Consider the following 25,582-nt stretch of genomic DNA (forward strand, 5'->3'; position numbering starts at 1 on the left):
TGGGAGGGCTATTTCTGCTCTCGTAACAATTGAGCGGCACGAACGGCAAAGTAAGTCAGGATGCCATCTGCACCGGCACGTTTAAAGGCGGTCAGTGACTCGAGAATCACCGCTTCGCTCAACCAGCCATTCTGAATCGCGGCCATGTGCATGGCGTACTCGCCACTGACCTGATAGACGAAGGTCGGCACCTTGAAGGCATCTTTTACCCGGAAAAGAATATCCAGGTAGGGCATGCCGGGTTTGACCATGACCATGTCAGCGCCTTCAGACAGGTCGGCACCGACTTCGTGCAGCGCTTCGTCGCTGTTGGCCGGGTCCATCTGATAAGAGGCTTTGTTGGCCTTGCCGAGGTTCGCCGCCGAGCCCACCGCATCGCGGAACGGCCCGTAGTAGGCGCTGGCGTATTTGGCCGAGTAGGCCATGATTCGCACGTTGACGTGGCCGGCGATTTCCAGCGCTTCGCGGATGGCCTGGATGCGCCCGTCCATCATGTCCGAGGGCGCTACTACCTGAGCGCCGGCCTCGGCGTGGGACAGTGCCTGACGCACCAGCGCATCAACGGTGATGTCGTTCTGCACGTAACCGTCGTCGTCGAGAATGCCGTCCTGACCGTGGGTAGTGAACGGGTCGAGCGCGACGTCAGTGATTACACCCAGCTCCGGGAAGCGTTCACGCAGGGCGCGAGTCGCACGCTGGGCAATGCCATCGGGATTCCACGCTTCAGCGGCGTCGAGGGATTTGAGTTCCAGTGGCGTCACCGGGAACAGGGCCAGCGCCGGAATGCCCAACTCGACCCACTTGGCCGCTTCCTCAAGCAGCAGATCGATGGTCAAGCGCTCTACACCCGGCATCGAGGCCACGGCTTCGCGGCGGTTCTCACCGTCGAGGACGAACACCGGCAGGATCAGATCGTCGACCGTCAGTACATTTTCCCGCACCAGTCGACGCGAAAAATCATCACGGCGGTTGCGACGCAGGCGGGTGGCGGGGAATAGACGGTTGGCTGGGGTAAAGCTCACGGCAGACTCCTGAGCCCGCGCAAACGGGCGAGCGTGACAGTTATAGACGGCCATTATGACGAACAGATGACAGTTGTGTGAGACCCGTGACACGTAGCCGCATTCCATTCTCAGTGTAGGAATTGTTCACGTCGAGACACATTTGGACACTTTCATGAATGTGTCTGAAGGGTTAGGCTGCGCGTTCATTTCGCCAGCACCCAGACAATGCTCCAACAATTTCTGCATGACTTTGGCTACTTTGCCTTGTTCCTCGGCACATTCTTCGAGGGCGAAACCATTCTGGTGCTCGCCGGCTTCCTCGCGTTCCGTGGATACATGGACATCAATCTGGTGGTAGTCGTGGCGTTCTGCGGCAGCTACGCCGGCGATCAGCTGTGGTACTTCCTCGGCCGCAAGCACGGGCGCAAGCTGCTCGCGCGCAAGCCGCGCTGGCAGATGATGGGCGACCGCGCGCTGGAGCACATCCGCAAACATCCGGACATCTGGGTCCTGAGCTTCCGCTTCGTATATGGCCTGCGCACCGTGATGCCTGTGGCGATCGGCCTATCCGGTTATCCGCCGGGACGCTATTTGCTGCTCAACGGTATCGGTGCGGCGATCTGGGCCACCGCGCTGGCGGCGGCGGCTTATCACTTCGGCGCGGTGCTGGAAGGCATGCTCGGCAGCATCAAGAAATACGAGTTGTGGGTGCTCGGCGCCCTGCTGATCCTCGGCCTGGGCCTGTGGCTGCGTCGGCGCTTCAAGAATGCGCAACTGGCGAAGAAGATTTATCAGGACGAGCAGATCGCCAAAGCCGCCGAGGCCGAGCAGTTGCGCCAGGCCGAGTCAGCCAATCCTGCCGAGCCCAAAACGCCCGCCGAATAAGCGCGCACTGGCGGCCACCCGGTGGCCACGCCAAATAATGAACACCCCGCCTCGATTGCGATCCATTGAGAGAGCGCTTTGCGCCCGCTTGTCGCCGACCATGACCCTATGGCAACGCGCGACGATTTAGCGGACATTGAGCGCCATGAATCTGGAGAGAAGCCCATGAGCAAAAAAGTTGCAGTGATCCTGTCCGGCAGTGGCGTGTACGACGGCGCCGAAATCCAGGAAAGCGTCATCACTTTGTTGCGCCTCGACCAACGCGGCGCGCAGGTGCAGTGCTTTGCCCCGAACATCGCGCAACTGCACGTGATCAACCACCTCACCGGCGAAGAAATGCCTGAGTCGCGCAACGTCCTGGTGGAATCGGCGCGGATTGCCCGTGGCAACATCAAAGATCTGCGCGAGGCCGACGTCAACGATTTCGATGCGCTGATCGTCCCCGGCGGTTTTGGCGCGGCGAAGAATCTGTCGAACTTCGCGATCGAAGGCGCGGGGTGCACCGTACAACCCGAGGTGCTGGCCTTGGCGGAGGCGTTCGCCGAAGCGGGCAAACCGGTCGGGCTGATCTGCATCTCCCCGGCACTGGCAGCGAAAATCTACGGCCCTGGCGTCACCTGCACCATTGGCAACGATGCCGACACCGCTGCGGCGATGAACAAGATGGGCGCGACCCACGAAGAGTGCGCGGTGACAGAAATCATCGAAGACAAGGCGCGCAAACTGGTGACGACCCCGGCGTATATGCTGGCGCAGAACATCAGCGAGGCGGCTTCGGGGATCAACAAACTGGTCGACCGCGTGCTAGAGCTGACTCACGAAAACGACGCTTAAAATCAAAAGATCGTCCGATCGCGGCCCGAACCTTCGGCAGCTCCTACAGGTTTCGCGTCGCTCCATAACACGCGCCAGCCTTTGTAGGAGCTGCCGCAGGTTCGGGCCGCGATCGGACGATCTTTTCAGGGCTTGCGGGTGAGTCGGGTCAGAATCCGGTCCAAAGCATTGGCAAACGCCTGCTTCTCGCGCTCGCCAAACGGCGCCGGTCCACCGCTCATCTGGCCCTGTTCGCGCAAATCGGTGAACAGATTGCGCACCGCCAGGCGCTCGCCCATGTTCTGCGCGTCGAATTCTTTGCCGCGCGGATCCAGCGCCGCCACGCCCTTCTTCACCAACCGATCGGCCAGCGGAATATCGCTGCAGATCACCAGCTCGCCGGGCACCGCGTGCTCGACCAGATAATCATCCGCCGCATCGGGCCCGCTCGGCACCACGATCAGTTTGACGATGGCCAGGCCCGGCTTGATCTGCGGCTGCCCAGCCACCAGCACCACTTCGAACTGGCGCTTGAGAGCGAACTTCACCACCAGATCCTTCGCCGCCCGCGGACAGGCGTCGGCATCGATCCATACACGCATGTTGTTTACCTCCAAAAAACAAAAGATCGCAGCCTCCGGCGGCTCCTGCAGAGTGCGCGTCTCGACATGATACGCACGACCACTGTAGAAGCTGCCGAAGGCTGCGATCTTTTCGGTATCACTCAGTCAAGCAGCCGAAACCCTGCGCTTCTCCGCCAGCCAACTGCGGCCATACAACACGACAATCGCCAGAATCGCCACTGCCTGCGCCATCAATGAATAGGCATCGGCATGAATCCCCAGCCAGTCGAATTCAAAGAACGCGACAGGCCGGGTGCCGAAGATCCCGGCTTCCTGCAACGCCTTGACCCCGTGACCGGCAAACACCACCGACAGCGCGCACAGCAGCGCCGCGTTGATGCTGAAGAACAACGTCAGCGGCAGTTTTGCCGAACCGCGCAGAATCACCCAGGCCAGACCGACCAGCAGCACCAGTGCCGTGGCGCCGCCCGCGAGCACAGCGTCATGCCCGGCAGGACCGGCCTGCAGCCACAGGGTTTCGTAAAACAAAATGACTTCGAACAGTTCGCGATACACCGAGAAGAACGCCAAGATCGCAAAACCGAACCGCCCGCCGCCCCCAACCAGACTGCTCTTGATGTAATCCTGCCATGCGGCGGCGTGGCGTCGGTCGTGCATCCACACGCCGAGCCACAGCACCATGACGCTGGCAAACAGCGCGGTGGCGCCCTCCAGCAGTTCACGCTGCGAACCGCTGACGTCGATCACGTACGCCGCCAATGCCCAGGTGCCAAGCCCCGCCAGCAGCGCAAGACCCCAGCCGACGTTGACACTGCGCACCGCCGATTGCTGACCGGTATTGCGCAGGAAGGCGAGGATCGCCGCCAGCACCAGAATCGCTTCCAGACCTTCGCGCAGCAGAATCAGCAAACCGGAGATGTAGCTCAGCGACCAGCTCAGGCCGTCGCTGCCCAACAGGCCGGCGGACTCCTTCAACTTGGCTTTGGCGGCATCGAGACGCTGTTCGGCCTGCGCGACGGGCAAACCGTCCTGCAGCGACTGCCGATAAGCCATCAGTGATTTTTCAGTGTCCTTGCGCACGTTGGCGTCGACGTTATCCAGCGAACTCTCGACCAGCTCGAAGCCTTCCAGATAAGCCGCCACCGACAGGTCATAAGCCTGATCGTGCTCACCGGCGCGGTAGGCGGCGAGGCTCTTGTCCAGCGTTGCGGCGGTATAGTCGAGCAACTGCGCCGGGCCACGCTTGACCTGCGGCGGCTGCGCACGTTGCGCTCGGAACGTCGCAGCGGCCGGCGCGCCTTCGGCGGCCTGTACTTCAGCCGGCGTCTGGCGCGCCAGATCAGCGATGTTGTAGGTTTTCTCGGCTTTGCCCGCCGTCGCATCAGCGCTGAACACGGCGATGTACGTCGCCAGGTCCCAGCGCTGCCGATCATCGAGCTGATCGGCAAACGCCGGCATGTCGGTGCCCTCGACGCCTTGACCAAGGGTGTTGTAGATCGCATACAGGCTCAGGCGATCCATTCGCGCTGCGTCACGCAGATTGGCTGGCGGTGGCGTCATGCCGAGCCCCGCCGGGCCGTCGCCGGCGCCACTGTCGCCGTGGCACACGGAGCAATGCTGCGCATAGAGCGGCGCGCCACGTGTCGGATCAGGAGTGATGACTGGCGCCTGACTGACTTCATACGCTACGGCCAGTTGTGCACCCAGTTGTCGCGCTTGCCGCGCCACGTCGGCACCGTCCTGCCTGGCAACGATCGCCCCGTGCAACGCTTTGACACCCTGCTCCAGCGCAGCTTTCTCGGGCTTGGCCGGCATTCCGGCGATCAGCCCCTGCAACGCTTGGGTAAATTCCAGTTGCTCGCGATACTCGGCGTCATCGACGACCTTTCCCGCCTCGACCGTCGGCGGGTAATCCGCGCTGATGTAATCGAGCAGGTGCAGCGCTTGCGGTGCGCCTTCCACCGTGTCGGCGAGCAGATTGAAACTGCTCAGCGCGCACAGCGGAAACACCAGCCAGGCCAGAAATCGGGACGAGGCAGTCATGAACGAGTCTCAAATGGAAATGCGAAGTTACATATTGTTCACTTCGAAGGCATTTCCCTCAAGCTTTCTCGGCATTTAGCGTAAAACGCGCCGCGCGGTAGCGCCCGTGCTCGGCCATGACGGGGGCTTGCTTGCCACAGTTGGATGTTCCACAGAGCATTAAAAAAGGCGACCTGATCAGGTCGCCTTTTTTGTAACGGCCGGGTTCAGGCAGCCGCTTTACGCAACGTCGCCATGAACGCCGCAGCGCCCACGAACAGCCCGGCAAACGTGCGGTTCATGCGCTGTTGTTGCTTCGGCGTGCGCAGCAAGCGCAGGACCCTGGAGGCAAGTCCGGTGTAGCCAGCCATCACGATCAGATCGACAACGATCATGGTGGCACCGATCACCAGATACTGAATCAGCAGCGGTGCGTGGGGATTGATGAACTGCGGCAGCACGGCCAGCATGAAAATCAGCGCCTTGGGGTTGCTGATGTTCACCAGAAAACCACGGAACACCAGGGCCAGCGGTTTGCCGATCGGGCGTACCGCCGCGTCGTCACTCATGTCCATGGGCAACGCACGCCATTGCTTGATGGCGAGATAAATCAGGTAAGCCACGCCGAACCACTTGATCGCGTGGAAAGCTGTGGCCGAAGCCGTGAGGATCGCGCCGACGCCTGCGCCGACGATCGCAATCTGTACGGCCAGACCGATTTGCAGACCGAGGGCGTTCCAATAGCCGCGCCAGAAACCGTATTGCAGACCGCTGGACATCGACGCGATGGCACCGGCACCCGGAGAAAGACTGATCACCCAGCAGGCCGCAAAAAACGCCAGCCATGTTTGAAGCTCCATCGCACACCTCGACTCATGCTCGTGACAAATGCCTAAGCTAATGCGGGCTTGAATGGATGACCACCGATTTTTTGTTGAATATTGCGAGCAGGCTCGCTCCCACTTTTATTTATCAGTGGGCACGGACCCAATGTGGGAGCGAGCCTGCTCGCGAAGGCGCCAGACCAGACGCCCAGGAATCTACTTCTCGAACCCGCTCACCGAAAATCCATCGGTACCACGCCAACGCCGCACCGAACGCTGGAAGAACAGACTGTTCGGCACCTGCACCATCGCGCTGCCGGTGCCCAATTCTTCCGCCTCGACCAACGTGGTGTAGAGCAGATTGATCGCCACCACCCGGCCTTTCACGCCCGGCTTGTCAGTAGTATCCACCAGTTCGACGATATCCCCGAGACGAAATGGCCCGACGGTGAAAATCAGAATCGCGCAGAGCAGATTCGACAGCACGCTCCACATCGCAAAGAACGCGACCGCCGCGACGGCAACGAAACCTGACAGCGCCGTCCACAGCACCGTGGCCGAAACGCCTAGACGTTCCAGCACAAAGAGCAGCGCACTGCCCATGATCAGCCAGCGCAACACACCGCGCAGTGGCATCAGCAATTGCGGCGGAAACGGATAGCGCTCACCCAGGCGCGTCAGGCCTTTGGCAACGAAGCGCTGGGCCAGGTAACCGGCCAGCAGGATCAGCAGAATCTGCGCGGTGAACCAGATCGGCTCGACCCACACCGCCGAGAAGGGCAGCTCGAAAGCTTCCATCAGGACAATGCCTCCAGCTCCGCCTGCATGCTTTCCAGCGTTTCCAGAGCTTCCATCCATGCCTCTTCCAGCTCGGCTTCGCGAACCTTCAACTTCGCCTGCTCGGCCAGCAGATCGCGCAATTCGTTCTTGCGCGCCGGCTCGTAGATGTCGCTGTCGCCAAGACTGGCATCGACCTTGGCGAGCTTCTCGTGGAGCTTGCCCAGTTCGGCTTCGAGCTTGTCGGCTTCACGCTTGTGCGGGGCCAATTGCTGACGCAGCGCAGCCGCGGCCTGACGCTGAGCCTTCTTGTCGGTCTTGTCCGGGTTGACCGGTGTGTTGCTGACCGGCGCGTTGCGCTGACGGTATTCCACCAGCCAACGAGCATAGTCTTCGAGGTCGCCATCGAATTCTTCGACCTTGCCGTCCGCGACGAGGTAGAAATTGTCGGTGGTGCTCTTGAGCAAGTGCCGATCGTGAGAGACCACCAGGACCGCGCCGCTGAATTCCTGCAGCGCCATGGTCAGCGCCAGGCGCATTTCCAGATCGAGGTGGTTGGTCGGTTCGTCGAGCAGCAACAGGTTTGGCCGTTCCCAGGCAATCAACGCCAGAGCCAGACGCGCCTTTTCACCGCCGGAGAAATTCAGCACCGGCTCATCGATGCGCGCACCGCGGAAGTCGAAGCCGCCAAGGAAATCACGCAGGGTTTGCTCGCGCTCGCTCGGCGCCAGACGCTGCAAGTGCAGCAACGGGCTGGCCTTGGCATCCAGCGAGTCGAGCTGATGCTGGGCGAAGTAGCCGACCACGGTGTTCTCGCCACGGGTCAGCCGCCCGGCCAGCGGCGACAGTTCGCCGGCGAGGTTCTTGATCAGGGTCGATTTACCCGCGCCGTTCGGGCCAAGCAGGCCGATTCGCGCGCCCGGGGTCAGTTGCAGCTTGACCTTCTCGAGGATGGCCTTGTCGCCATAGCCCAGACGCGCATCGGACAGGTCGATCAGCGGGCTGGAGATTTTGCTCGACTCGCGGAAAACGAAGTCGAATGGCGAATCGACGTGGGCCGCCGACAGCTCTTCCATCCGCTCCAGTGCCTTGATCCGGCTCTGCGCCTGACGGGCCTTGGTCGCCTGGGCCTTGAAGCGCGCGATGTAGCTTTCCATGTGCGCGCGCTGCGCCTGTTGCTTCTCGTAGGCCTGTTGCTGCTGGGCCAGACGCTCGGCACGGGCGCGCTCGAACGCGGTGTAGCCGCCGCGATACAGAGTGATCTTGCGCTGATCGACGTGAGCGACGTGATCGACGACTTCGTCGAGGAAATCACGGTCGTGGGAAATCAGCAGCAAGGTGCCGGGGTAGCTTTTCAGCCACTCTTCGAGCCAGATGATGGCGTCGAGATCCAAGTGGTTGGTCGGTTCGTCGAGCAGCAACAGATCCGATGGGCACATCAAAGCCTGCGCCAGGTTCAGACGCATCCGCCAGCCACCGGAGAAATCTCCTACCTGACGATCCATCTGCTCGTTGGTGAAACCAAGACCGGCGAGCAACTTGCGCGCTCGTGCGTCGGCGGTGTAGCCGTCGGCGCTGTCGAGTTCCGAGTGCAGACGAGCCTGAGCGGCGCCGTCATGCGCAGCTTCGGCGGCCGCGAGGTCACGTTGCACCTCGCGTAGACGCAGGTCGCCATCGAGCACATAGTCGACAGCCAGGCGTTCGAGCGTTTCGATCTCCTGGCGCATGTGGGCGATGCGCCAGTCGGCCGGCAGGTAGCAGTCACCCGAGTCCGGATGCAGCTCACCCCGAATCAGGGCGAACAGGCTCGATTTGCCGGCACCGTTGGCACCGATGAGACCGGCTTTGTGGCCGTCGTGCAGGGTCAGCTCGGCGTCTTCTAGCAGACGTTGCGGGCCACGTTGTAAAGTCAGGTTCTGAAGTCGGATCATAATGGCGGCGGAGTCTACCAGCTTCGCTCACAACTGGCGCGAGTAGCACGATGTCCTCTGACCTGTGGAGCTTTTCCCTTGCCACCTACGCCCGACCGGGTGTGGAAGACGCCTGCCTGCAATTGCAAACGGCGGGCGCCAATGTCTGCCTGCTGTTGTGCGGGTTATGGCTCGAACAACGGGGCGTGACTTGCGATGAACAGTGCGTAACAAAGCTTCAGGCGCTGACCGAACCGTGGGACTTTGAAGTGGTACAGCCGCTGCGGGCACTGCGCATGCAATGGAAGGCGCGGGCGGTTGATGATGCCGTGCTGAAAGGAATGCGCGAACAACTCAAATCACTCGAACTGGAAGCTGAGCGAGCGTTGCTGTCACGACTTGAGGGAATGGCGCAGGCGTGGACGCGTAGCGCCACTGTTTCAACGGATTGGCTCGAGGCATTGACCGGCGAAGCGGCCAGCCTGAACCGCGACGCGCTGCAAGTGCTGCGCGCCGCGGCGACCGGCACTTAGGAAGCGCTGGTTGAGTTGCTGCTGGCGTTCGACGTAGCGGCTGGCGTTGGCGCAGTCGAAGGCGTCGCGGTAGAAGCGCCTGGCGCTGGGGTAGCTGGCGCAGTCGACGCGGCCGGCGCGGCTGGTTTCGCGGCTGGCGTGCTCGCCGGTTTGGCGGCAGCGGGTTTGGCAGCGGCCGGCTTTTTAGCGGCGGGTTTAGCGGCCGGTTTTGCAGCTGGCTTGGCGGCCGTAGCGGCTGGCTTGGCAGCCGGTTTGGCGGCGGCTTTTACCGCTGGTTTTGCGGCAGGCTTGGCAGCGGCTTTCGCAGATGCTTTTGCAGCAGGCTTGGCGGCTGCTTTCGCAGCGGGTTTGGCAGCAACCGGCTTGGCCGCGGATTTCGCAGCAGGCTTGGCAGCGGACGTTGTGGCAGCAGGTTTAGCGGCTGCGGTTTTCGCCGGAGCAGCTTTCGCAGCAGCAGGTTTCGCCGCAGTTTTTGCAGCGGGTTTGGCAGCGGCGGTACGCGCAGCCGGCTTGGCGGCAGCAGGTTTGGCCGCAGTGGTTTTAGCCGCAGGTTTTGCCGCACTCGCTGCAGCCGGTTTTTTCGCCGCTGGTTTAGCAGCAGGTTTGGCAGCGGCTTTCACCGGTGCTTTCGCAGCAGACTTGGCGGCAGTTTTTACTGCAGGTTTGGCGGCGGCAGTTTTCGCTGGCGCTTTCACAGCAGCAGGCTTGGCTGCCGCTTTTTTCGCAGGGACCGCTGTCGGTGCGGCCGAACGCGTGACTAGGATTTTGCCCACTGCTTCCTGCACACGGCCGATACCCTGGGCCAGTTTCAGACTTTCCTGAGCGTCACGCTTGAGTTGCAGAATGTAGCTGCGGGTCTCGGACTGACGATCTTTCAAGGCATCGAGCAGTTCTTCGAGTTCCTTCACGGCGCCTTTGGCTTTGTTCTGTGCCTTGGCTTTACCGGCGGTAGCGGCGTCCTGCAATTTGGTGCGGGATTTGTGCAGTTTTTCCTGCGCCTTGCCACGTTGCTTTTCCAGTTTGGCGAGCAGTTTTTCAGCATCAGCCAAGGCTTGCGAGCAAGCGTTTTCCAGATGCTCGAGCAGGCTGCCCGAGAGTTGCTGGAGTAGGTGCAACGGAGTATTTACAGGCTTCTTGGTGGCCGACATGGTTTACCTCCTGGCTGACGTGAGTGCGGCTCATACTAGACCTCTGCTGATACCGCGGCTAGGGCATCTTGACAGTATCGATGGCGTTGCGTTGCACCGCAGCGAAAATGTTCTGCGCGGCAGTGAAAGCAGTTCACCGTTGCGCACCTCCGCGCTGGCATAATCGCCCCCATCTCAGGACGGAGAGTGCCGATGTCGCGCTACCTATTTTTATCCCTCTGCATGGTTTTTTCGGCCGCTCACGCCGACGAAAAAACCGCCGCGAACGACGCTCATGATCTGGCCTACAGCCTCGGTGCAAGCTTGGGTGAACGACTCCGCCAGGAAGTCCCGCAGCTGCAGATTCAGGCGTTGATCGAGGGCTTGCAGCACGCCTACCAGGGCAAGCCACTGGCGCTGAGCGACGCACGCATCGAGCAGATTCTGGCGGATCACGAATCGCAGAATGCCGAACAGAAATCGCTGCCTTCGACGGACGCGGCAATGGAAACCGAGCAACGGTTTCTCAGCGCGGAAAAAGCCAAACCGGGGGTAAAGGAATTGGCCGACGGCATCCTGCTGACGGAGCTGACCCCTGGCACCGGTGCCAAGGCCGGCCCCGATGGCAAAGTTCAGGTGCTATATGTCGGTCGGTTGCCGGACGGCACGGTGTTCGATCAAAACGCGCAGCCGCAGTGGTTCAACCTCGACAGCGTGATCGCGGGCTGGCGTACGGCGCTGCAGAATATGCCCGTGGGCGCGAAATGGCGGCTGGTGATTCCGTCTGACCAGGCCTATGGCGCAGACGGTGCCGGTGACCTGATTGCGCCGTTTACGCCATTGGTGTTCGAAGTCGAACTGCGCGGCGCGGCGAGTTGATCAGGCAATAAAAAACGGTGCGCTTTTGGCGCACCGTTTTTTCGTCAAACGCAGATCAGGCCTGAACCGGATCTTCCTGCTTGTGCGCCGTATGCAGCACCTCAATCAAGCAGTCTTCAAGTTCGAAGCGCTCGTGTAGCAGGCCGCCAAGTTCCTTGAATTTCTCGGCAACGCATTTGCCTTCATCACAAAGGTCGTTGAACGCGAGCAGCTTTTCGGTGATGACATCGATACGCGGCCAGATCGTCTCGGCGAGTTCCAGACCCCGCTTGTCGTTGAACGCCTTGGCCTCGCCAGTCAGCTGTTCGTAGATTTCGAAATGACCGGCCGACACGTAATCGACCAGCACGCCGCAAAACTCCAGCAGAGGCTTACGGCTCTCGGACAGCGAATCGGGCTGCGCACCAAGTTTGTCGTAGGCACCGATCAGCTCTTCACGCTCCTGCAACCAGCGGTCGATCAGCAGATGAACTCCACCCCAACGTTCCTGAGCATTCTGACAACTTTCGAGCATGGCAATCTCTCTTCCCTTGTGGGTCATGCTGCTCTACACCCGCGCCCTCTTCTGGTTAATGATCAGGGTGGCGGCCGGGCAGAGCGTCATCGAGCAACATAAATCCAATGACACGTGCGGGCCAGATTATGCCCGCACGCCTATGGCTTCAAGTTACGCAGGAGATAAAGTTCATACAAGTGTTTAATCCCTGAGCAACGCCCGGTGCGACGCTTCGCCGCTGAGTGGTTGCCGCAGAGCGCTCCAGACCAGACGCAGCAATTGATAAACCGCGAATATCGACATCGCGACAAAGAACAGCAGACTCCACTCCGGGATGCTCAGATCGAACAGTGTCCAGGAAATTTCCGCGCAATCGGCGCTGCCTTTAAACATGCGAATGGTTGCGCAGAACCATGGCAGGCTGCTCATCAGCGCTTCGGGATCGGGTGAACAGTTCGCCAGTTCCGACAAGGTGTCGCCTTGCAGCAATACCTGCCGCCAAGCCGCCGTGGTGCCGCCCAGGCTCGCGCCCAGCGCTCCGCCCCAGTAGAGCGACAGGCCGAGGCGGCCCGGGCCGTGCACGGCCGCCAGCCCACAGCAAGCGCTAAGCAGCGTCAGGAACAACCGTTGCACCAGACACAGGCTGCACGGCGTCAGTCCAACCGCGTATTCAAGATAATAGGAAGCTCCCAGGGCCAGAGCCCCTGCGGTGAAAGCCATGAAAAACAAGGAGCGTGAGCAGGCCAACGACATGGCTTATCCGTAACAGTAGAGACAGACAGTTACGGTAGAGGAAAGCGTGTCAGCCTTTCAAGGCGAGGCCCCGTAGACACTTCACCAGAGGTGTAAGGAAATCCCGACAGGATGGCGAGGAAATGGTGTAGCAGCTTGTAGGATTTCGTCCGAAGCAACCGGTAACAGCAAACGGTCAGGCGTGAATCGCGGCGAGGGAGCGACCCCCCTCGCCCGTTCAGACGCGAACCGACACTGGCAACGGTGCAGCAAGAAGACGCTCGTCGAGCAGGCCGAGTCCTTCCTGGAACAAATGATTACTGCGTTCGGTATCGCCGAGCTGGGCGAGCAGCCGCGCCAACTCCGCACACGCTTCCGGATTGCGCTGCACGCGCAGACTGCTTTCCAGATAATCACGCGCCTTGCCCCACAGACTGGTCTGCAGACACAGACGGCCCAAGGTCAGTAGCAGGCTTGTATCAGCCGGATGCTCTTTGAGCCAGCCTTCGGCGGTTTGCAACTGACGCGCAGGATCGCTGCCTCGCACCAGGCCGTACAGTCGCGCCAGATGGCTGTCGTACTTGCGCTTGAGGGCGGTGCGCAACACTTCTTCGGCTTCGACCTGAGCGCCCAACTGACGCAACTGCTCGGCATAGGCCAGGACCAGCGGCGCTTCCTGACGCTGCGCCGAAGTGAGCTGTTGCCAGGCACCGTTGAGCGCTTGCAGACCGACTGTACCGTCCTCCTCGCGCTGGGCCGCCAGCGACAGATTCTCGCCCCAGGCGCGACGCTCCAGCTCAGCCAGTTCAGCGGGAGGCAGAACCTTGTCCTTGCGCAGTTCCGGCAACAGACGAATCACCGCCGACCATTCGCCACGTTGCTGATAGAGGCGCTGCAACTGACGCAGCGTCTGCGCATTGTGTGGATGGCGTTCATGCATCGCCTGCAATGTCACCAGTGCGCCATCGGTGTCGCCACGATCGGTCTGCAGTTGCGCATGACTCAAGGCAATCGCCAGTTCCGCCTGGGGCTGACGCTCAAGCGCACGTTCCAGCAAATGATCGCTTTCTGCGTAATTGCCCTGCTCGTTGGCTGCCCGTGCGGCCCCGAGGTAGTAGAGCAGCGGCTGGCGTTCGGCTTCAGCGGCGCGGTACAGGTGACGCTGCGCGCTGGCCCAGCGGCCCTCGGCCAGATCCAGTTGCCCGTGCTCGATCGCCACTTGCACCCGGCGACTGCGATTGCGCCGCGACCATGGATTGACTACGCCGGTGGAGGTCATGACCAATTCGACCAATGCCTTGATTCCCCAGATCAGCAGCCACAGCACGGCGATCACCCCGAGGGTCGCCCACAGGCTCGCTTCATAGCGGAAGCTCTGGTAAGCGATCAGCACGTAGCCAGAATGCTGCGCCACCGCAAAACCCAGTGCCGCCGTCGCCGCGATCACCAGAAACACGATCACATAGAGGCGTTTCATGGCGTGGCCTCCTGCGCGGTGTCAGCGGCAGGTTTGGCGAACGGTTTCACCGATTCTTCGGCGTTGACGTTGCGGCGCTCCAGATAACCTTGCACCGCACTCAGGGTGCCGGCCATATCCGGTGTATTGACGGTGACCGGTTCTTTGCTCAGCTCAGCGACTTGCTCGAGCATCACCTTGCTTTGCGGGTTGTCCGGATTGAAATTGTTCTTCAGCACGTCACGCGCTTCGGCCATTGCCTGGGTATAAACCGGCGCCTGTCCGTTGAGCGCTGCCCACTGCGCCTGTTCCAGCGACAGGCTCAGCGCCAGGCGCACCTGACTCAGACTCTGCCCGGCGAGCAAAGGACGCACGTTTTTGTCGGCGTTGAAATCGATGCGGATGTAGCGCGACACCTTGTCCCACCACTGCGCCCAGCGACTGGCGCCATCGCCGTCGGAAGTCAGGCCCAGCAACGATTCACCCCGATCCTTGTATTCCGGCGCCAGCTCGGTCAGGCCAATGACCTGATCACGCAGTGCGCCGATGCGCAGGAACAGACCTGTGCGATCCGGCTGCACGGTGCTGCGCAAGGCGACGAGGGTCTTCGCCACTTGTTCACGAGCGGCGAACGACCCGGGATCGTTCTGTTCACGAAGAATTTCGTCGGCGCCCTGCACCAGCGCCTGCGCGCTGCTGATGTCCTGCAACGCCGACAGACGCAGGCTGGCCAGACGCAGCAAGTGCTCGGCCTCTGCCAGACGCCAGTCCTTGCGGCTGGCACCGAGGACCGTTTCCAGACGTTGATTGAGGCGCTGTTGATCGCCCTGTAGCTGCGCCACCAGACGCTGGCGTTCGGCGAGTTCATCAGCGCCCGGCAATTGCGCGAGGCGTTCGGTGAGACGTTGCTCATTGAGTTTCAGGCTCTGCGCCTGATCGTTCAGAGCCTGCACCTGACCCGACTGTTGCTGGGTGTTGGTTTGCAGGTGCCGCACCTGCCAGACACCCCAGCCACCGATCGCGACGCCGGCAGCGCCGAGCAACAGGGCGACGATGGCCAGGCCATTGCCTCGGCGCGGCTCGGTGGCCGGCGGTGGAGTTTCAACCTGAGGTTCGATCACAGGCTGGACGTCATCTTTAGGCAAGGCTGTTTCGCTCACGTATCCATCCTTTGCATTGGAAAACGGCATGGGCAATTCCCGTAACGCCGTCAGCAAAGCCGCGGCACTCGCGCCGCGGCAATCCACAACTGTTTGAGCCCCGGCGGCACGTGCCTGCTCGGCGACTCTTGGGCTTGGAACAAACAACGGCATCTGCGCAATGCTCGGCCAGGCATCGCCGGCCAGCTGCCGCAGGTGCTCGAAACCCTGTCCACTGCTGACCACCAGCCCGTTCAAGCGTTCCGCTTCAATCCGCCGTGGCAGCTCGTCGGGCGCGTAGGCAGGCAGGTCGCGCCGGTACAACTCCAGATACTCGACACTAGCACCAAGCTCGCGCAGACGCTCGGCCAGCAACTCGCGCCCGCCCTCACCGCGCAGAATGACCACCTGTGCATTCGCCACGCCGACCGCTTCGCGCAGACGCGGCAATTGCAGCAAGGCTTCACTGTCGTCGCCATCAACCGGGAAGTGCGCGTCGAGACCGTGATCCAAGAGTATCTGGCCGGTCGCGGCGCCGACACTGAACCACGGCAGTGTCAGCGGTTGCGATGTGTGCTCATCGAGCAATTCCAGGGCAATGCGTGCGGCCGGTTTGCTCACCACAATGACCGCGTTGCAATCCGGCAATCGTTGGATGACCTGGCGCATTTTTGCAGAGACCGGCAGCGGTGTGATTTCCAAAAGCGGCAGGCAACTGCTGAAAATCCCCTGCTCGGCCAATGTCTGCGCCAGCGCCACGCTGTCATCGGCAGGGCGCGTCAGCAACAGGCGCCAAGCGGTCACTCGTGACCCGCCTCGCCGTATACCGCTTTGAGAATGTCGCCCGCACCCTGACCGAGCAAATCTTCGGCGACTTTTATGCCCAGCGCTTCAGCATCGGCGCGCGGCGCACGGGCTTCGGCGCTGATCAACTTGCCGCCGCTCGGCTCACCGACCAGACCGCGCAACCACAACTGCTCACCTTCGAGCACGGCGTAGCAGGCGATCGGCACTTGGCAGCCGCCATTCAAATGCTTGTTGAGGGCTCGTTCAGCAGTGACGCGCGACGAGGTATCAGCATGATGCAGCGGTGCGAGCAAGGCGTGGATTTCACTGTCGACGCTGCGGCACTCGATACCGACTGCGCCCTGACCACCGGCGGGCAGGCTGTCATCGACGCTGATCGCCGAGGTGATGCGCTCTTCGAAGCCGAGACGAATCAGACCGGCCGCGGCGAGGATGATCGCGTCGTACTCGCCGGCGTCGAGCTTGGCCAGTCGAGTGTTGACGTTGCCGCGCAGGAAGCGGATCTGCAGATCCGGGCGACGCATCAATAACTGCGACTGACGACGCAGACTGGAGGTGCCAACGATGGCACCGGCAGGCAACGCATCGAGGCTTTCATAAGTATTGGAAACGAAGGCATCGCGCGGATCTTCGCGCTCGCAGATGCAGAACAGACCGAGGCCTTCAGGGAAATCCATCGGCACGTCTTTCATCGAGTGAACAGCGATGTCGGCTTGGTTTTCCAGCAGCGCGGTTTCCAGCTCTTTGACGAACAGGCCTTTGCCGCCGATTTTCGACAATGGCGAATCGAGCAGCTTGTCGCCGCGACTGACCATAGGCACCAGCGTCACCAGCAGACCTGGATGGGCCGCTTCAAGACGGGCTTTGACGTATTCGGCCTGCCAGAGGGCCAGCGCACTTTTACGGGTGGCGATGCGGATTTCGCGAGAGGACATGGATCAATCCGTACTGAATAGATACGGCGGATAATAACAGCTCAGTCAAATCCACTTTGACTTGAATCAGAGTCGGCGCGGCCTCCCTGGCCTGCAATGCCCGGTAAAAAGCTACTGGAATCGCCCGCGATGACCGGGTTACAGGCCCTGCATCATCTTGCGCACACCGGCCACGTGCCGACGACTGACAATCAGCGCATCGCCATTGAGCCCTTTGAGGAATAGCTGGAAATGCCCCAGCGGCGTCCGTTGCAAACGTTCGATGCGGTCGCGCGCGACCAGTGCGTTGCGGTGGATACGCACAAAGCGCTCGCCGAATTCATCTTCGAGGGCCTTCAGTGGCTCGTCGAGCAGCACTTCGCCGGCCTCGTGGCGCAAGGTCACGTATTTGTGATCAGCGATGAAATAGACCACCTGATCCAGCGGGATCAGCTCAATGCCTTTGCGGGTGCGGGCGCTGATGTGGCTGCGCGGGCCGGTGCCGCTTTCGGCAGCGGGACGGGTCAGGGCCGAGAGTTGCGCCCGGTTGGGACGTTCAGCCCGCTTAAGGGCTTCATGCAGATGTTCGGTTCGCACAGGTTTCACCACATAGCCCACGGCGCTGGCCTGCAGGGCTTCCACGGCAAATTCATCGGGGCTGGTGCAAAACACCACGGCGGGCGGCGTTTCTCGTTCGCACAGACGGGCAGCAACCTGCAGGCCATCGAGGCCTGGCATGCGGATATCGAGCAGGACGATATCCGGCTTGTGGCTGTCGATCAGTGCCAACGCCTCCTCGCCATTCGTGGCGCTGGGCTCCAGAACTGTATAACCCTCAAGCTCACTCACCATTCGGCTGAGGCGCTCGCGAGCCAGGGGTTCGTCATCAACGATCAGGACATTCATATTGCGCTGGATTCCTGCGTGAGTCTCGCACAAGGATAGCGTAGACAGGTGTAGTGACGTCCGTCACCGCGATCCACGCTAAGACTAGCCCGAGCGCCAAAAAGTGCCGTACGTCGGCCAGCAATATTTGCCAGTGTCCGGGTCGTACTGCTCGAAGCCCGCTGTTGCCTGCGTTTCTCACGGGGATTGCCGAAGGACAATCGCACCCATCCCCTTTTCTTATAGTCGGCGGCCTGACTTTTGCGTGACACGCAGGTGCGCCGACTCTCATGTCCTACTGTAGACGTTCGTCGGAACGATATTGCTCAATCAAAAAATATCCTTGCGCAAATTTCTTGCAGCCAGCATCCGCCATGGCTGACATCCGCGGAAAAAAACGTATCGACCAGTGTCAGCGACAGGATTGGCAACCCTGTTATCATCCGCGCCAGCGTTTCACGCCATTTTCTTCAAGCCGATACGAGCGAATTCATGAGCACTGACAAGACCAATCAGTCCTGGGGCGGCCGCTTCAGTGAACCCGTCGACGCCTTCGTCGCCCGCTTCACCGCCTCCGTCACTTTCGACCAGCGCCTGTATCGCCACGACATCATGGGCTCGATCGCCCACGCCACCATGCTGGCCAAGGTCGGCGTGCTGACCGATGCCGAGCGCGACAGCATCATCGATGGCCTGAACACCATTCAGGGCGAAATCGAAGCGGGTCAGTTCGACTGGCGTGTCGACCTCGAAGACGTGCACATGAACATCGAAGCAAGGCTGACCGACCGCATTGGCGTCACCGGCAAAAAGCTCCACACCGGGCGCAGCCGCAACGACCAGGTCGCCACCGATATCCGCTTGTGGCTGCGTGACGAGATCGACCTGATCCTCGCCGAAATCACCCGTTTGCAAAAAGGCCTGCTGGAGCAAGCCGAGCGTGAAGCAGCCAGCATCATGCCGGGCTTCACTCACCTGCAGACCGCGCAGCCGGTAACGTTCGGGCACCACATGTTGGCCTGGTTCGAAATGCTCAGCCGCGATTACGAGCGCCTGGTCGACTGCCGCAAGCGCACCAACCGCATGCCCCTGGGCAGCGCGGCGCTGGCCGGCACCACCTACCCCATCGATCGCGAATACACCGCGCAACTTCTTGGCTTCGACGCAGTCGGCGGCAACTCGCTGGACAACGTCTCCGATCGTGACTTCGCCATTGAATTCTGCTCGGCCGCGAGCATCGCGATGATGCACTTGTCGCGTTTCTCCGAAGAGCTGGTGCTGTGGACCAGCGCGCAGTTCCAGTTCATCGATCTGCCAGACCGCTTCTGCACCGGCAGCTCGATCATGCCGCAAAAGAAAAACCCTGACGTGCCAGAGCTGGTGCGCGGCAAGACCGGCCGCGTGTTCGGCGCGCTGATGGGGCTGCTGACGTTGATGAAAGGCCAGCCGCTGGCTTACAACAAGGACAACCAGGAAGACAAGGAACCGCTGTTTGACGCCGCCGACACCCTGCGTGACTCGCTGCGTGCGTTTGCCGACATGATTCCGGCGATCAAGCCCAAGCACGCGATCATGCGTGAAGCGGCACTGCGGGGTTTCTCCACCGCAACTGATCTGGCGGATTATCTGGTGCGCCGTGGCTTGCCGTTCCGCGATTGCCACGAGATCGTTGGCCACGCGGTGAAATACGGTGTGGACACTGGCAAGGATCTGGCCGAGATGAGCCTGGAAGAACTGCGTCAGTTCAGCGATCAGATCGAGCAGGACGTTTTCGCGGTGCTGACCCTGGAAGGCTCGGTGAATGCCCGTGACCATGTCGGCGGAACCGCGCCGGCGCAGGTCAAGGCAGCAGTTGCTCGCGGTCAGGCCTTGATCGCCAGCCGCTAAAAGCATCGCTGGCAAGCCAGCTCCCACAGGGTTCTTTGTGGAACACAATTTTGTGTCCAACCCATAACCGTGTGGGAGCTGGCTTGCCAGCGATGACTGACTTCAGAACGCTACAAACCTACTTCTTGGCAGCAATCATCGCCAAAAACCCCGGCATCGCCGCGTCCTTGTCCGCCGCTATCTTCTGCACATGCGGATTTTGCTCCAGCCGTTCCAGCAGCGCTTTCGCCTGTGGCATCTCGGCCAATAAATCAATCCCGAACAGCTTCTGCCCGACCGCACAGGCCAATGGCACGCTGTAGAGGAAATACAAATCGGCAACGCTCAGGCTGTCGCCCGCCACGTACGGGGCGAATTTGCCGTGCCGGCCCAGCGCCGCGAACCCCAGCAGCAATTCGGCCTTGGTCTTTTCCTTGATGGCATCGGGCAAAGTCACGCCGAAAAACGCTTCGCCGTAACACGCGCGGCCCGGCAGCTCGATATACAGCTCGATTTCCTTGGCGATCGCCAGCACCTGCGCGCGCTCGAACGGATCGCTCGGCAGCAGCGGCGGGCCTTTTTGGGTTTGCTCGAGGTATTCGAGGATGATCGCGGTTTCGTTGATGTAGCCGGTGTCGACACCGAGCACCGGCACCTTCCCACGCGGGCTGATGGCCAGAGACTCCGGGGTTTGCGCAGGATAAAAAGTCACTTCCTCGAACGGCAGACCTTTTTCCAGCAATGCCAGTTTGACCATGTTGTAGTAGTTGCTGACTGAAAATCCGTAAAGCTTGAGCATCACATAGCCTCCAGGCCGTGCGGGGTGGGCAGTGCCTGTTTATAGATTGCCGCAGCCAGTCCCGCCAGCAGCATCACGCCGCTGAATGCGGGTAAACTGGCGCCTTTCCTTGAGGAGCCTGCCATGAGCGAGCCGACAGACATCGTCAGCGATGACGAAGAAGAATTCACCGAGGCGACGTTGATCGAAGCCATCGAGAACCAGATCGAAAGCGATAACCCGCCGGCTGCCAAGGCAACGTTCAACAAGCTGACGCTAGTGGGCGTTGAGCGCGAAGAGATCCTCAATCTGATGGCCCACGTGCTGGCCTACGAGATTGACGCAATGCTCGATGAAGATCGCGCGTTCAACACCGAATGGTACGAAGCGGCGCTGCGTAATCTGCCGGAGCTGCCTCCGGAAAAGTCTTAAGATCAAAAGATCGTCCGATCGCGGCCCGAGCCTTCGGCAGCTCCTGCACAAATCCCCTGTAGGAGCTGCCGAAGGCTGCGATCTTTTTTTGGGGGGCTACACTGGAATTTGCTTCAAGACAAAATCCCTGATCTGAGCACTGGACATGCCGCAAAAGCGGGTTCACCTTAGGGGCGCTGTCGTCCAATTCCTAGAAAGTCTGGAGTCCTTATGTCGCTTACCCCTGAGTTGGTTGCCGAACTGGAAGTCCTCGCACTCTTTCCCCTGGACAGTTCCCAGGAAGGTCTGAAAATTCATCAGACCGCTGCCCCGAAACACATTGCCGCTGCCCAGCGCCTGTTTGATAAAGACCTCACCGACCAGCCCGATGGCGGCTATCTGACCAGCCTCGGTCGCGATGCCGCGCAAAACGTGCAGACCGTGCTGACGATTCTGAGAGAGCAAGAAACCGCCTGATTTTTTCTGACTCTGCCCACGGGAACTCCTGCCACGGGATTTCCGCGGGCCCGCCCGGTCACACCTTCAAAAATCTGACGTCAAAAAAGCAAATTCAGCTTAAACGTCCTGCTGCGCAGAGGCTAAACTGCGGCCATTCCGAGACCTTCTACGTCCGAGCCTGCAAGCCGGTTTGAGCCAACATGACGCGCACCCACGAAATCCGCCCCGACCTGGACGAAGGCATCGACCGCAAGGTACTCAGCCAACTGCGCGCACGCTTTCTCAAGCTCAATGAAGGCCGTCTCGGCCGTGCCCTTGAAGGCTTGTCGACCCGCCAGCAAAGCGTACTGACGCTGCTGCCGCTGTTCTTTCACGTCAATCATCCGTTGCTGCCGGGTTATGTCTCGGGAAGCATCCCGGCCGGTCTGTCGAATTACGAGCCGGACGCCGATACGCTCGCCGAAGCCCAGCGCCTGACCCGCTCGTTCGCCTATAAACCACGCCACGGCAGCAATCCGCCGCGGCCGATTCACGGCCTGTTCCTGATGGGCAGTCTCGGCACGCTGGCCCAAGCCGATCAGAGCGATATGGACGTGTGGGTCTGTCACGCGCCAGACCTGAGCGAAAGCGAACTCGCCGAGCTGAGCAAAAAATGCCGGTTGCTGGAAACTTGGGCCGCCAGTCAGGGCGCCGAGGCGCATTTCTTCCTGATCGACCCGGTGCGCTTCGTCAAAGGCGAGCGCGACAGCCAGCTCAGCTCGGAAAATTGCGGCAGCACCCAACATTATCTGTTGCTCGATGAGTTTTACCGCACCGCGATCTGGCTCGCCGGACGCACGCCGATCTGGTGGCTGGTTCCGGTTTACGAAGAAACGGCCTACGACGCATACACCCACACCCTGCTGTCGAAGCGTTTTATTCGCGCCGACGAAACCCTCGATCTCGGGCACATGGCGATGATTCCGCCGGGAGAGTTCATCGGCGCCGGTTTGTGGCAGTTGTTCAAAGGCATCGAGTCGCCTTACAAATCGGTCCTCAAGCTGCTGCTGACCGAGGTTTACGCCAGCGAACACCCAAACGTGCAGTGCCTGAGCCTGCGCTTCAAAAAAGCGGTATTTGCCAATCAGCTGGATCTCGACGAGCTGGATCCCTACATGGTCGTGTACCGGCGCATCGAAGAATATCTCACCGCGCGCAACGAGCCGGAGCGCCTGGAACTGGTGCGCCGCGCGTTGTATTTGAAGGTCAACCGCAAGCTCACCGGCAACAGCCGCACGCAGAGCTGGCAACGATCCTTGCTCGAACGCCTGGCCAACGAATGGCATTGGGATCAACGGCAACTCGCCCTGCTCGACAGTCGCAGTCAGTGGAAAGTGCGCCAGGTCAGCGCCGAACGTCGCGCGCTGGTCAACGAGCTCAATTACAGCTATCGCTTCCTGACCCAATTCGCCCGCAGCGAACAGACTGTCAGCCTGATCAACAAGCGCGATCTGAACGTTCTCGGCCGGCGTCTTTACGCGGCTTTCGAGCGCAAGGCCGACAAGGTCGAGTTCATCAACCCGGGCATCGCCCCGGATCTGGCCGAAGACACCCTGACGCTGGTGCAGTCACGCAACAAAAAGGAACCGGGGCAAACCCAATGGGGCCTGTACAACGGCAGCCTGACGGCGCTGGAGTGGGAACACTTCGCGCCGATCAAGCGCAGCCGCGAGCTGCTCGAACTGCTGACCTGGTGCCACCGCAACGGCGTGATAGACAGCAGCACGCGCCTGGCGCTGCACCCCGGCACCAGCGATCTGAGCGAGTTCGAGCTGTTCAACCTGCTCGGCAGCCTGCAACAGTGCATCGCCCTGCCCCTGCCCACGGTGGCCGAAGAGCCGTTGCTGCGCGCCGCCGTACCGAGCGAAGTGCTGCTGCTGGTTAACGTCGGGATCGACCCGCTCAAGCATCATCGCGACCTGAACATCTTGATGACCACCGAGCGCACTGACTCGCTCAGCTATGCGGGAGTGCGCGAAAACCTCGTGCTGACGCTGGATCAGGTCACGCTCAATAGCTGGAACGAGGTGTTGGTCAGTCGTTTCGACGGGCCACACGCCTTGCTCGATTGCGTGCGCGACTATCTCAACAATCTGCCGCGCGGGCCGTTGCAGCCGTCGTTGAAGGTGCGCTGCTTCTGCCACAACCGTGCGCAATTCATCGCCCGGCGTGTCGAGGAAATCGTCGACACCGCGCAAAACCTGCTGCTCAGCGAACTGAACCATCGTTATCTGATCCAGGTGCAGCAGCACTATCACGTACTGGAATTGGTGCCAGGCCAGGTCAACCATGTTGCCTTGGCGACACTGCCGGCGCTGCTCGATTACCTCGGCGAAGAACAGGCGCGCTACAGCCCGCTGCACCTGGACCCGATGGCGCTGGAGGACCACGACCTCGCGCTGATCCTGCCGATGGGCCAGCCGGAATGCATTCAGGTTTTCTACCGCATCACCGAACAGCAAGCCGAGCTGTATGTGCTCGATGAGTTCAACGCGCTATGGCAGCAACATCTGCCGTATCACGACGAACAGAGCCTGCTGGTCCCGCTGCAGCGCTTCCTGCAATCGATCCTGTTCCGCCGTGAAGCCGTGCTGCCGATGGAAGGTGGGTCGGACGTGCGCCTCGAAACTTTGTATTACCAGCTATTACCTTCGGGGCCTGGGCGTGCGCGCCGGGTCGAGGCCCGGCCAGCGCCGCAAACCCCGGTGAACAAGCCGTTCTACGATGTGCAGGCGATTGTCGGCAAAGCCGCACCGGGCGAAGTGCAGGTCACTCTGTACTGCAATCAACGTGAATTCAGCGAGCTGGAACATGGCGACCAGCTGTTCAGCGTGGTCGCCCGGGAGATCGTCGAGCAGCGCCGCGACAGCGAACGCTATCGCTGCTACATCACCGATCTGGACCTCTCGGGCCTGCTCGGTGACGGGCAGAGTTCAAGCAATCTGTATCTGCGCTACAAGGCTGACCTGGAGCGCGCCTTGAACGAGGCACTCGAACAGGTCTGAGGCGGGCTTACTCGGGGAAATCACCGCCGTTGGCCGGCTGCGATTCGACTTCGAGCAAAGTCAGTTTGAGGGTTTTGCCGCCCGGCGCGGGCCAGTCGATGTGCTGACCGACCTTCAGGCCCAGCAAAGCGCTGCCGACCGGGGCCAGAATCGAGATCTTGCCTTCATCCGCATTGGCGTCCTTGGGATAGACCAGCGTCAGGTGGTAATCCTTGCCACTGCCTTCTTCGCGGCAGTGCACGCGAGAATTCATCGTCACGACATCGGCGGGCACTTCATCGTGACCGACCACGGAATCGGCGCGGTCCAGTTCGGTTTGCAGCGCAATCACGCCCGGCGCAGCCTGGTCTTTCTCGCTCAGGTTGTCGATCAGGCGCTCCAGACGTTGTACGTCCAGACGGGTAAGGGTGATGGAAGGTGCGGTCATGATCCGTGCAGACTCCTTTCTTCTGCGCTAAAAAAGCAAAACCCCGCCAAAAAAGACGGGGTTTTCACCAGGCCTCGATGGTTTGAGGCGTCTGCGGACACTATCACAGCTCAAAAAATATACAAGTCACCCACCGGTCATCCCTGTAGGAGCTGCCGCAGGCTGCGATCTTTTGCTTTTAAAGATTCAAGATCAAAAGATCGCAGCCTTCGGCAGCTCCTACATTGAGCAAGTGCGGCGGTCGGCGGCTTGGGCGACGATCACGCGCCGACGATCATCGTCCGCCGAACGCCATTCACGAATATCTTCGACATGACGGAAGCAGCCCAGGCAAACCTTTTGCTCATCCAGCCGGCATACGCCGCTGCACGGCGAAGGTACCGCCGGGCTGATGTTGCTGTAGAGCGGCTTGGGCGGACGAGCAGGAGCGGTGTCAGTCACGAATTCACAGACCTTCGAAATCGAATTCAGCGCCGGCCTGCTGCTTGACGATGCGCTCAAGCATTTCGCCGAGCTGCTCTTCGCTCTTGTCGCACATCCAGCGCTCGCTTTCTTCGTCGTAATCGAAGTGGAAACCGCCGGACACCGCCGCCAGCCATAGCTGACGCAGCGGCTCCTGACGGCTGAAGATCAGCTGGGTGCCGTTTTCGAATTTGACGGTCAGCACACCGGCCGAACTTTCCAGATCGATGTCCAGATCGCTTTCGTCAAAAATGTCTTCCAGTTTTTCCTGGGTTTCATCGACCAGATCGTGAAAACGGGCTTCGGTCAAACTCATCGTGGCAACCTCAAAAAATGTCTGATCAGGCT

25 protein-coding genes and 2 pseudogenes are annotated in these 25,582 nt (G+C 60.8%); 8 read left to right on the top strand and 19 right to left on the bottom strand.

All coding sequences use genetic code 11. The features are described from left to right. Positions 1 to 8 precede the first annotated feature (8 nt). Positions 9 to 1,022: a porphobilinogen synthase gene (gene hemB, locus EL257_RS26395; RefSeq protein ID WP_126367540.1), complete on the bottom strand. Its 1,014-nt coding sequence runs from the start codon at positions 1,020 to 1,022 to the stop codon at positions 9 to 11. Between the two features lie 207 nt (positions 1,023 to 1,229). On the opposite strand from hemB, the gene EL257_RS26400 reads away from it, so the two are divergent. Together EL257_RS26400 and elbB are read left to right on the top strand one after the other, a co-directional pair. Then, positions 1,230 to 1,889 carry a DedA family protein gene (locus EL257_RS26400; protein WP_126367542.1) on the top strand — a complete coding sequence of 220 codons (660 nt, stop codon included), beginning with the start codon at positions 1,230 to 1,232 and terminating at the stop codon, positions 1,887 to 1,889. Positions 1,890 to 2,054: 165 nt separating this feature from the next. Beyond that, complete coding sequence (elbB, locus tag EL257_RS26405) at positions 2,055 to 2,723, top strand: isoprenoid biosynthesis glyoxalase ElbB (RefSeq protein WP_126367544.1); 669 nt, start codon at positions 2,055 to 2,057, stop codon at positions 2,721 to 2,723. Between the two features lie 125 nt (positions 2,724 to 2,848). On the opposite strand, the gene EL257_RS26410 is transcribed toward elbB, so the two are convergent. The 5 genes from EL257_RS26410 to EL257_RS26430 form a co-directional block, all read right to left on the bottom strand. Then, entirely contained in the window at positions 2,849 to 3,304 is a 456-nt protein-coding gene (locus EL257_RS26410) for a YaiI/YqxD family protein (protein WP_042607095.1), read from the bottom strand. Between the two features lie 126 nt (positions 3,305 to 3,430). Then, positions 3,431 to 5,329 (bottom strand): FTR1 family protein, encoded by a 1,899-nt coding sequence (locus EL257_RS26415; RefSeq protein ID WP_126367546.1) that lies wholly within the window; start codon positions 5,327 to 5,329, stop codon positions 3,431 to 3,433. A gap of 206 nt (positions 5,330 to 5,535) precedes the next feature. Continuing rightward, positions 5,536 to 6,168, bottom strand: a complete 633-nt coding sequence (gene rhtB, locus EL257_RS26420; RefSeq protein WP_126367548.1) for a homoserine/homoserine lactone efflux protein — start codon at positions 6,166 to 6,168, stop codon at positions 5,536 to 5,538. A 180-nt stretch (positions 6,169 to 6,348) separates the two neighbouring features. Next, on the bottom strand, positions 6,349 to 6,930 hold the full coding sequence (locus tag EL257_RS26425; protein WP_126367550.1) for a mechanosensitive ion channel family protein: 582 nt from the start codon (positions 6,928 to 6,930) through the stop codon (positions 6,349 to 6,351). After that, on the bottom strand, positions 6,930 to 8,840 hold the full coding sequence (locus EL257_RS26430) for an ATP-binding cassette domain-containing protein (protein ID WP_126367552.1): 1,911 nt from the start codon (positions 8,838 to 8,840) through the stop codon (positions 6,930 to 6,932). The genes EL257_RS26425 and EL257_RS26430 overlap by 1 nt, the downstream gene beginning before the upstream one ends. Before the next feature lie 50 nt (positions 8,841 to 8,890). Between EL257_RS26430 and EL257_RS26435 the strand changes: the two genes are divergently transcribed. Then, positions 8,891 to 9,352 carry a TIGR02444 family protein gene (locus EL257_RS26435; protein ID WP_126367554.1) on the top strand — a complete coding sequence of 154 codons (462 nt, stop codon included), beginning with the start codon at positions 8,891 to 8,893 and terminating at the stop codon, positions 9,350 to 9,352. On the opposite strand, the gene EL257_RS26440 is transcribed toward EL257_RS26435, so the two are convergent. Next, positions 9,349 to 10,500, bottom strand: a complete 1,152-nt coding sequence (locus tag EL257_RS26440; protein WP_126367556.1) for an AlgP family protein — start codon at positions 10,498 to 10,500, stop codon at positions 9,349 to 9,351. The two genes, EL257_RS26435 and EL257_RS26440, sit on opposite strands and share 4 nt — an antisense overlap. 192 nt (positions 10,501 to 10,692) lie before the next feature. On the opposite strand from EL257_RS26440, the gene EL257_RS26445 reads away from it, so the two are divergent. Further along, a complete protein-coding gene (locus tag EL257_RS26445) occupies positions 10,693 to 11,358 on the top strand; it encodes an FKBP-type peptidyl-prolyl cis-trans isomerase (RefSeq protein WP_126367558.1) in 666 nt (221 codons plus the stop codon). Between the two features lie 55 nt (positions 11,359 to 11,413). Here EL257_RS26445 and rsd read toward each other — a convergent pair whose 3' ends face one another. The 8 genes and pseudogenes from rsd to EL257_RS28550 all read right to left on the bottom strand — a co-directional run. Further along, entirely contained in the window at positions 11,414 to 11,872 is a 459-nt protein-coding gene (rsd, locus tag EL257_RS26450; RefSeq protein WP_126367560.1) for a sigma D regulator, read from the bottom strand. 183 nt (positions 11,873 to 12,055) lie between these two features. After that, complete coding sequence (locus EL257_RS26455) at positions 12,056 to 12,607, bottom strand: disulfide bond formation protein B (protein ID WP_126367562.1); 552 nt, start codon at positions 12,605 to 12,607, stop codon at positions 12,056 to 12,058. 217 nt (positions 12,608 to 12,824) lie between these two features. After that, the gene (locus EL257_RS26460) at positions 12,825 to 14,063 is read right to left on the bottom strand and encodes a heme biosynthesis protein HemY (RefSeq protein WP_126367564.1); all 1,239 of its coding nucleotides are present in this window, start codon (positions 14,061 to 14,063) and stop codon (positions 12,825 to 12,827) included. After that, the gene (locus EL257_RS28160) at positions 14,060 to 15,202 is read right to left on the bottom strand and encodes a uroporphyrinogen-III C-methyltransferase (protein ID WP_232013129.1); all 1,143 of its coding nucleotides are present in this window, start codon (positions 15,200 to 15,202) and stop codon (positions 14,060 to 14,062) included. Before EL257_RS28160 ends, EL257_RS26460 begins: the two co-directional genes overlap by 4 nt. Before the next feature lie 84 nt (positions 15,203 to 15,286). Beyond that, positions 15,287 to 15,985: pseudogene (locus EL257_RS28165) on the bottom strand (uroporphyrinogen-III synthase); the annotation flags it as partial. Next, the gene (gene hemC, locus EL257_RS26470; RefSeq protein WP_126367568.1) at positions 15,982 to 16,923 is read right to left on the bottom strand and encodes a hydroxymethylbilane synthase; all 942 of its coding nucleotides are present in this window, start codon (positions 16,921 to 16,923) and stop codon (positions 15,982 to 15,984) included. The gene hemC and the pseudogene EL257_RS28165, both read right to left, overlap by 4 nt. Positions 16,924 to 17,061: 138 nt before the next feature. Next, a complete protein-coding gene (locus EL257_RS26475) occupies positions 17,062 to 17,808 on the bottom strand; it encodes a LytR/AlgR family response regulator transcription factor (protein ID WP_126367570.1) in 747 nt (248 codons plus the stop codon). Beyond that, positions 17,805 to 18,038 (bottom strand): annotated as a pseudogene (locus tag EL257_RS28550) (sensor histidine kinase); the annotation flags it as partial. The pseudogene EL257_RS28550 and the gene EL257_RS26475, both read right to left, overlap by 4 nt. A 241-nt stretch (positions 18,039 to 18,279) precedes the next feature. Here EL257_RS28550 and argH point away from each other — a divergent pair. After that, entirely contained in the window at positions 18,280 to 19,674 is a 1,395-nt protein-coding gene (gene argH, locus EL257_RS26480) for an argininosuccinate lyase (protein WP_126367572.1), read from the top strand. Positions 19,675 to 19,792: 118 nt separating this feature from the next. Here argH and EL257_RS26485 read toward each other — a convergent pair whose 3' ends face one another. Then, positions 19,793 to 20,452 carry a glutathione S-transferase family protein gene (locus EL257_RS26485; protein WP_126367574.1) on the bottom strand — a complete coding sequence of 220 codons (660 nt, stop codon included), beginning with the start codon at positions 20,450 to 20,452 and terminating at the stop codon, positions 19,793 to 19,795. A gap of 123 nt (positions 20,453 to 20,575) precedes the next feature. Here EL257_RS26485 and EL257_RS26490 point away from each other — a divergent pair, with 123 nt between their 5' ends. The 3 genes from EL257_RS26490 (at position 20,576) to EL257_RS26500 (ending at position 24,345) form a co-directional block, all read left to right on the top strand. Next, positions 20,576 to 20,863: a hypothetical protein gene (locus EL257_RS26490; RefSeq protein ID WP_126367576.1), complete on the top strand. Its 288-nt coding sequence runs from the start codon at positions 20,576 to 20,578 to the stop codon at positions 20,861 to 20,863. Between the two features lie 210 nt (positions 20,864 to 21,073). Then, positions 21,074 to 21,319, top strand: coding sequence for a TIGR02647 family protein (locus tag EL257_RS26495; RefSeq protein ID WP_126367578.1), 246 nt, complete (start codon positions 21,074 to 21,076; stop codon positions 21,317 to 21,319). Positions 21,320 to 21,501: 182 nt separating this feature from the next. After that, complete coding sequence (locus EL257_RS26500) at positions 21,502 to 24,345, top strand: class I adenylate cyclase (protein WP_126367580.1); 2,844 nt, start codon at positions 21,502 to 21,504, stop codon at positions 24,343 to 24,345. Between the two features lie 7 nt (positions 24,346 to 24,352). Here the strand turns inward: EL257_RS26500 and rnk are convergent, their stop codons facing one another. The 3 genes from rnk to cyaY form a co-directional block, all read right to left on the bottom strand. Next, complete coding sequence (gene rnk, locus EL257_RS26505; protein ID WP_126367582.1) at positions 24,353 to 24,772, bottom strand: nucleoside diphosphate kinase regulator; 420 nt, start codon at positions 24,770 to 24,772, stop codon at positions 24,353 to 24,355. A gap of 219 nt (positions 24,773 to 24,991) precedes the next feature. Further along, positions 24,992 to 25,213: a DUF1289 domain-containing protein gene (locus EL257_RS26510; RefSeq protein WP_126367584.1), complete on the bottom strand. Its 222-nt coding sequence runs from the start codon at positions 25,211 to 25,213 to the stop codon at positions 24,992 to 24,994. Positions 25,214 to 25,217: 4 nt separating this feature from the next. Beyond that, the gene (cyaY, locus tag EL257_RS26515) at positions 25,218 to 25,550 is read right to left on the bottom strand and encodes an iron donor protein CyaY (RefSeq protein WP_126367586.1); all 333 of its coding nucleotides are present in this window, start codon (positions 25,548 to 25,550) and stop codon (positions 25,218 to 25,220) included. Between the last annotated feature and the right edge of the window lie 32 nt (positions 25,551 to 25,582).

The organism is Pseudomonas fluorescens (assembly GCF_900636825.1).
Lineage (GTDB): Bacteria > Pseudomonadota > Gammaproteobacteria > Pseudomonadales > Pseudomonadaceae > Aquipseudomonas > Aquipseudomonas fluorescens_BG.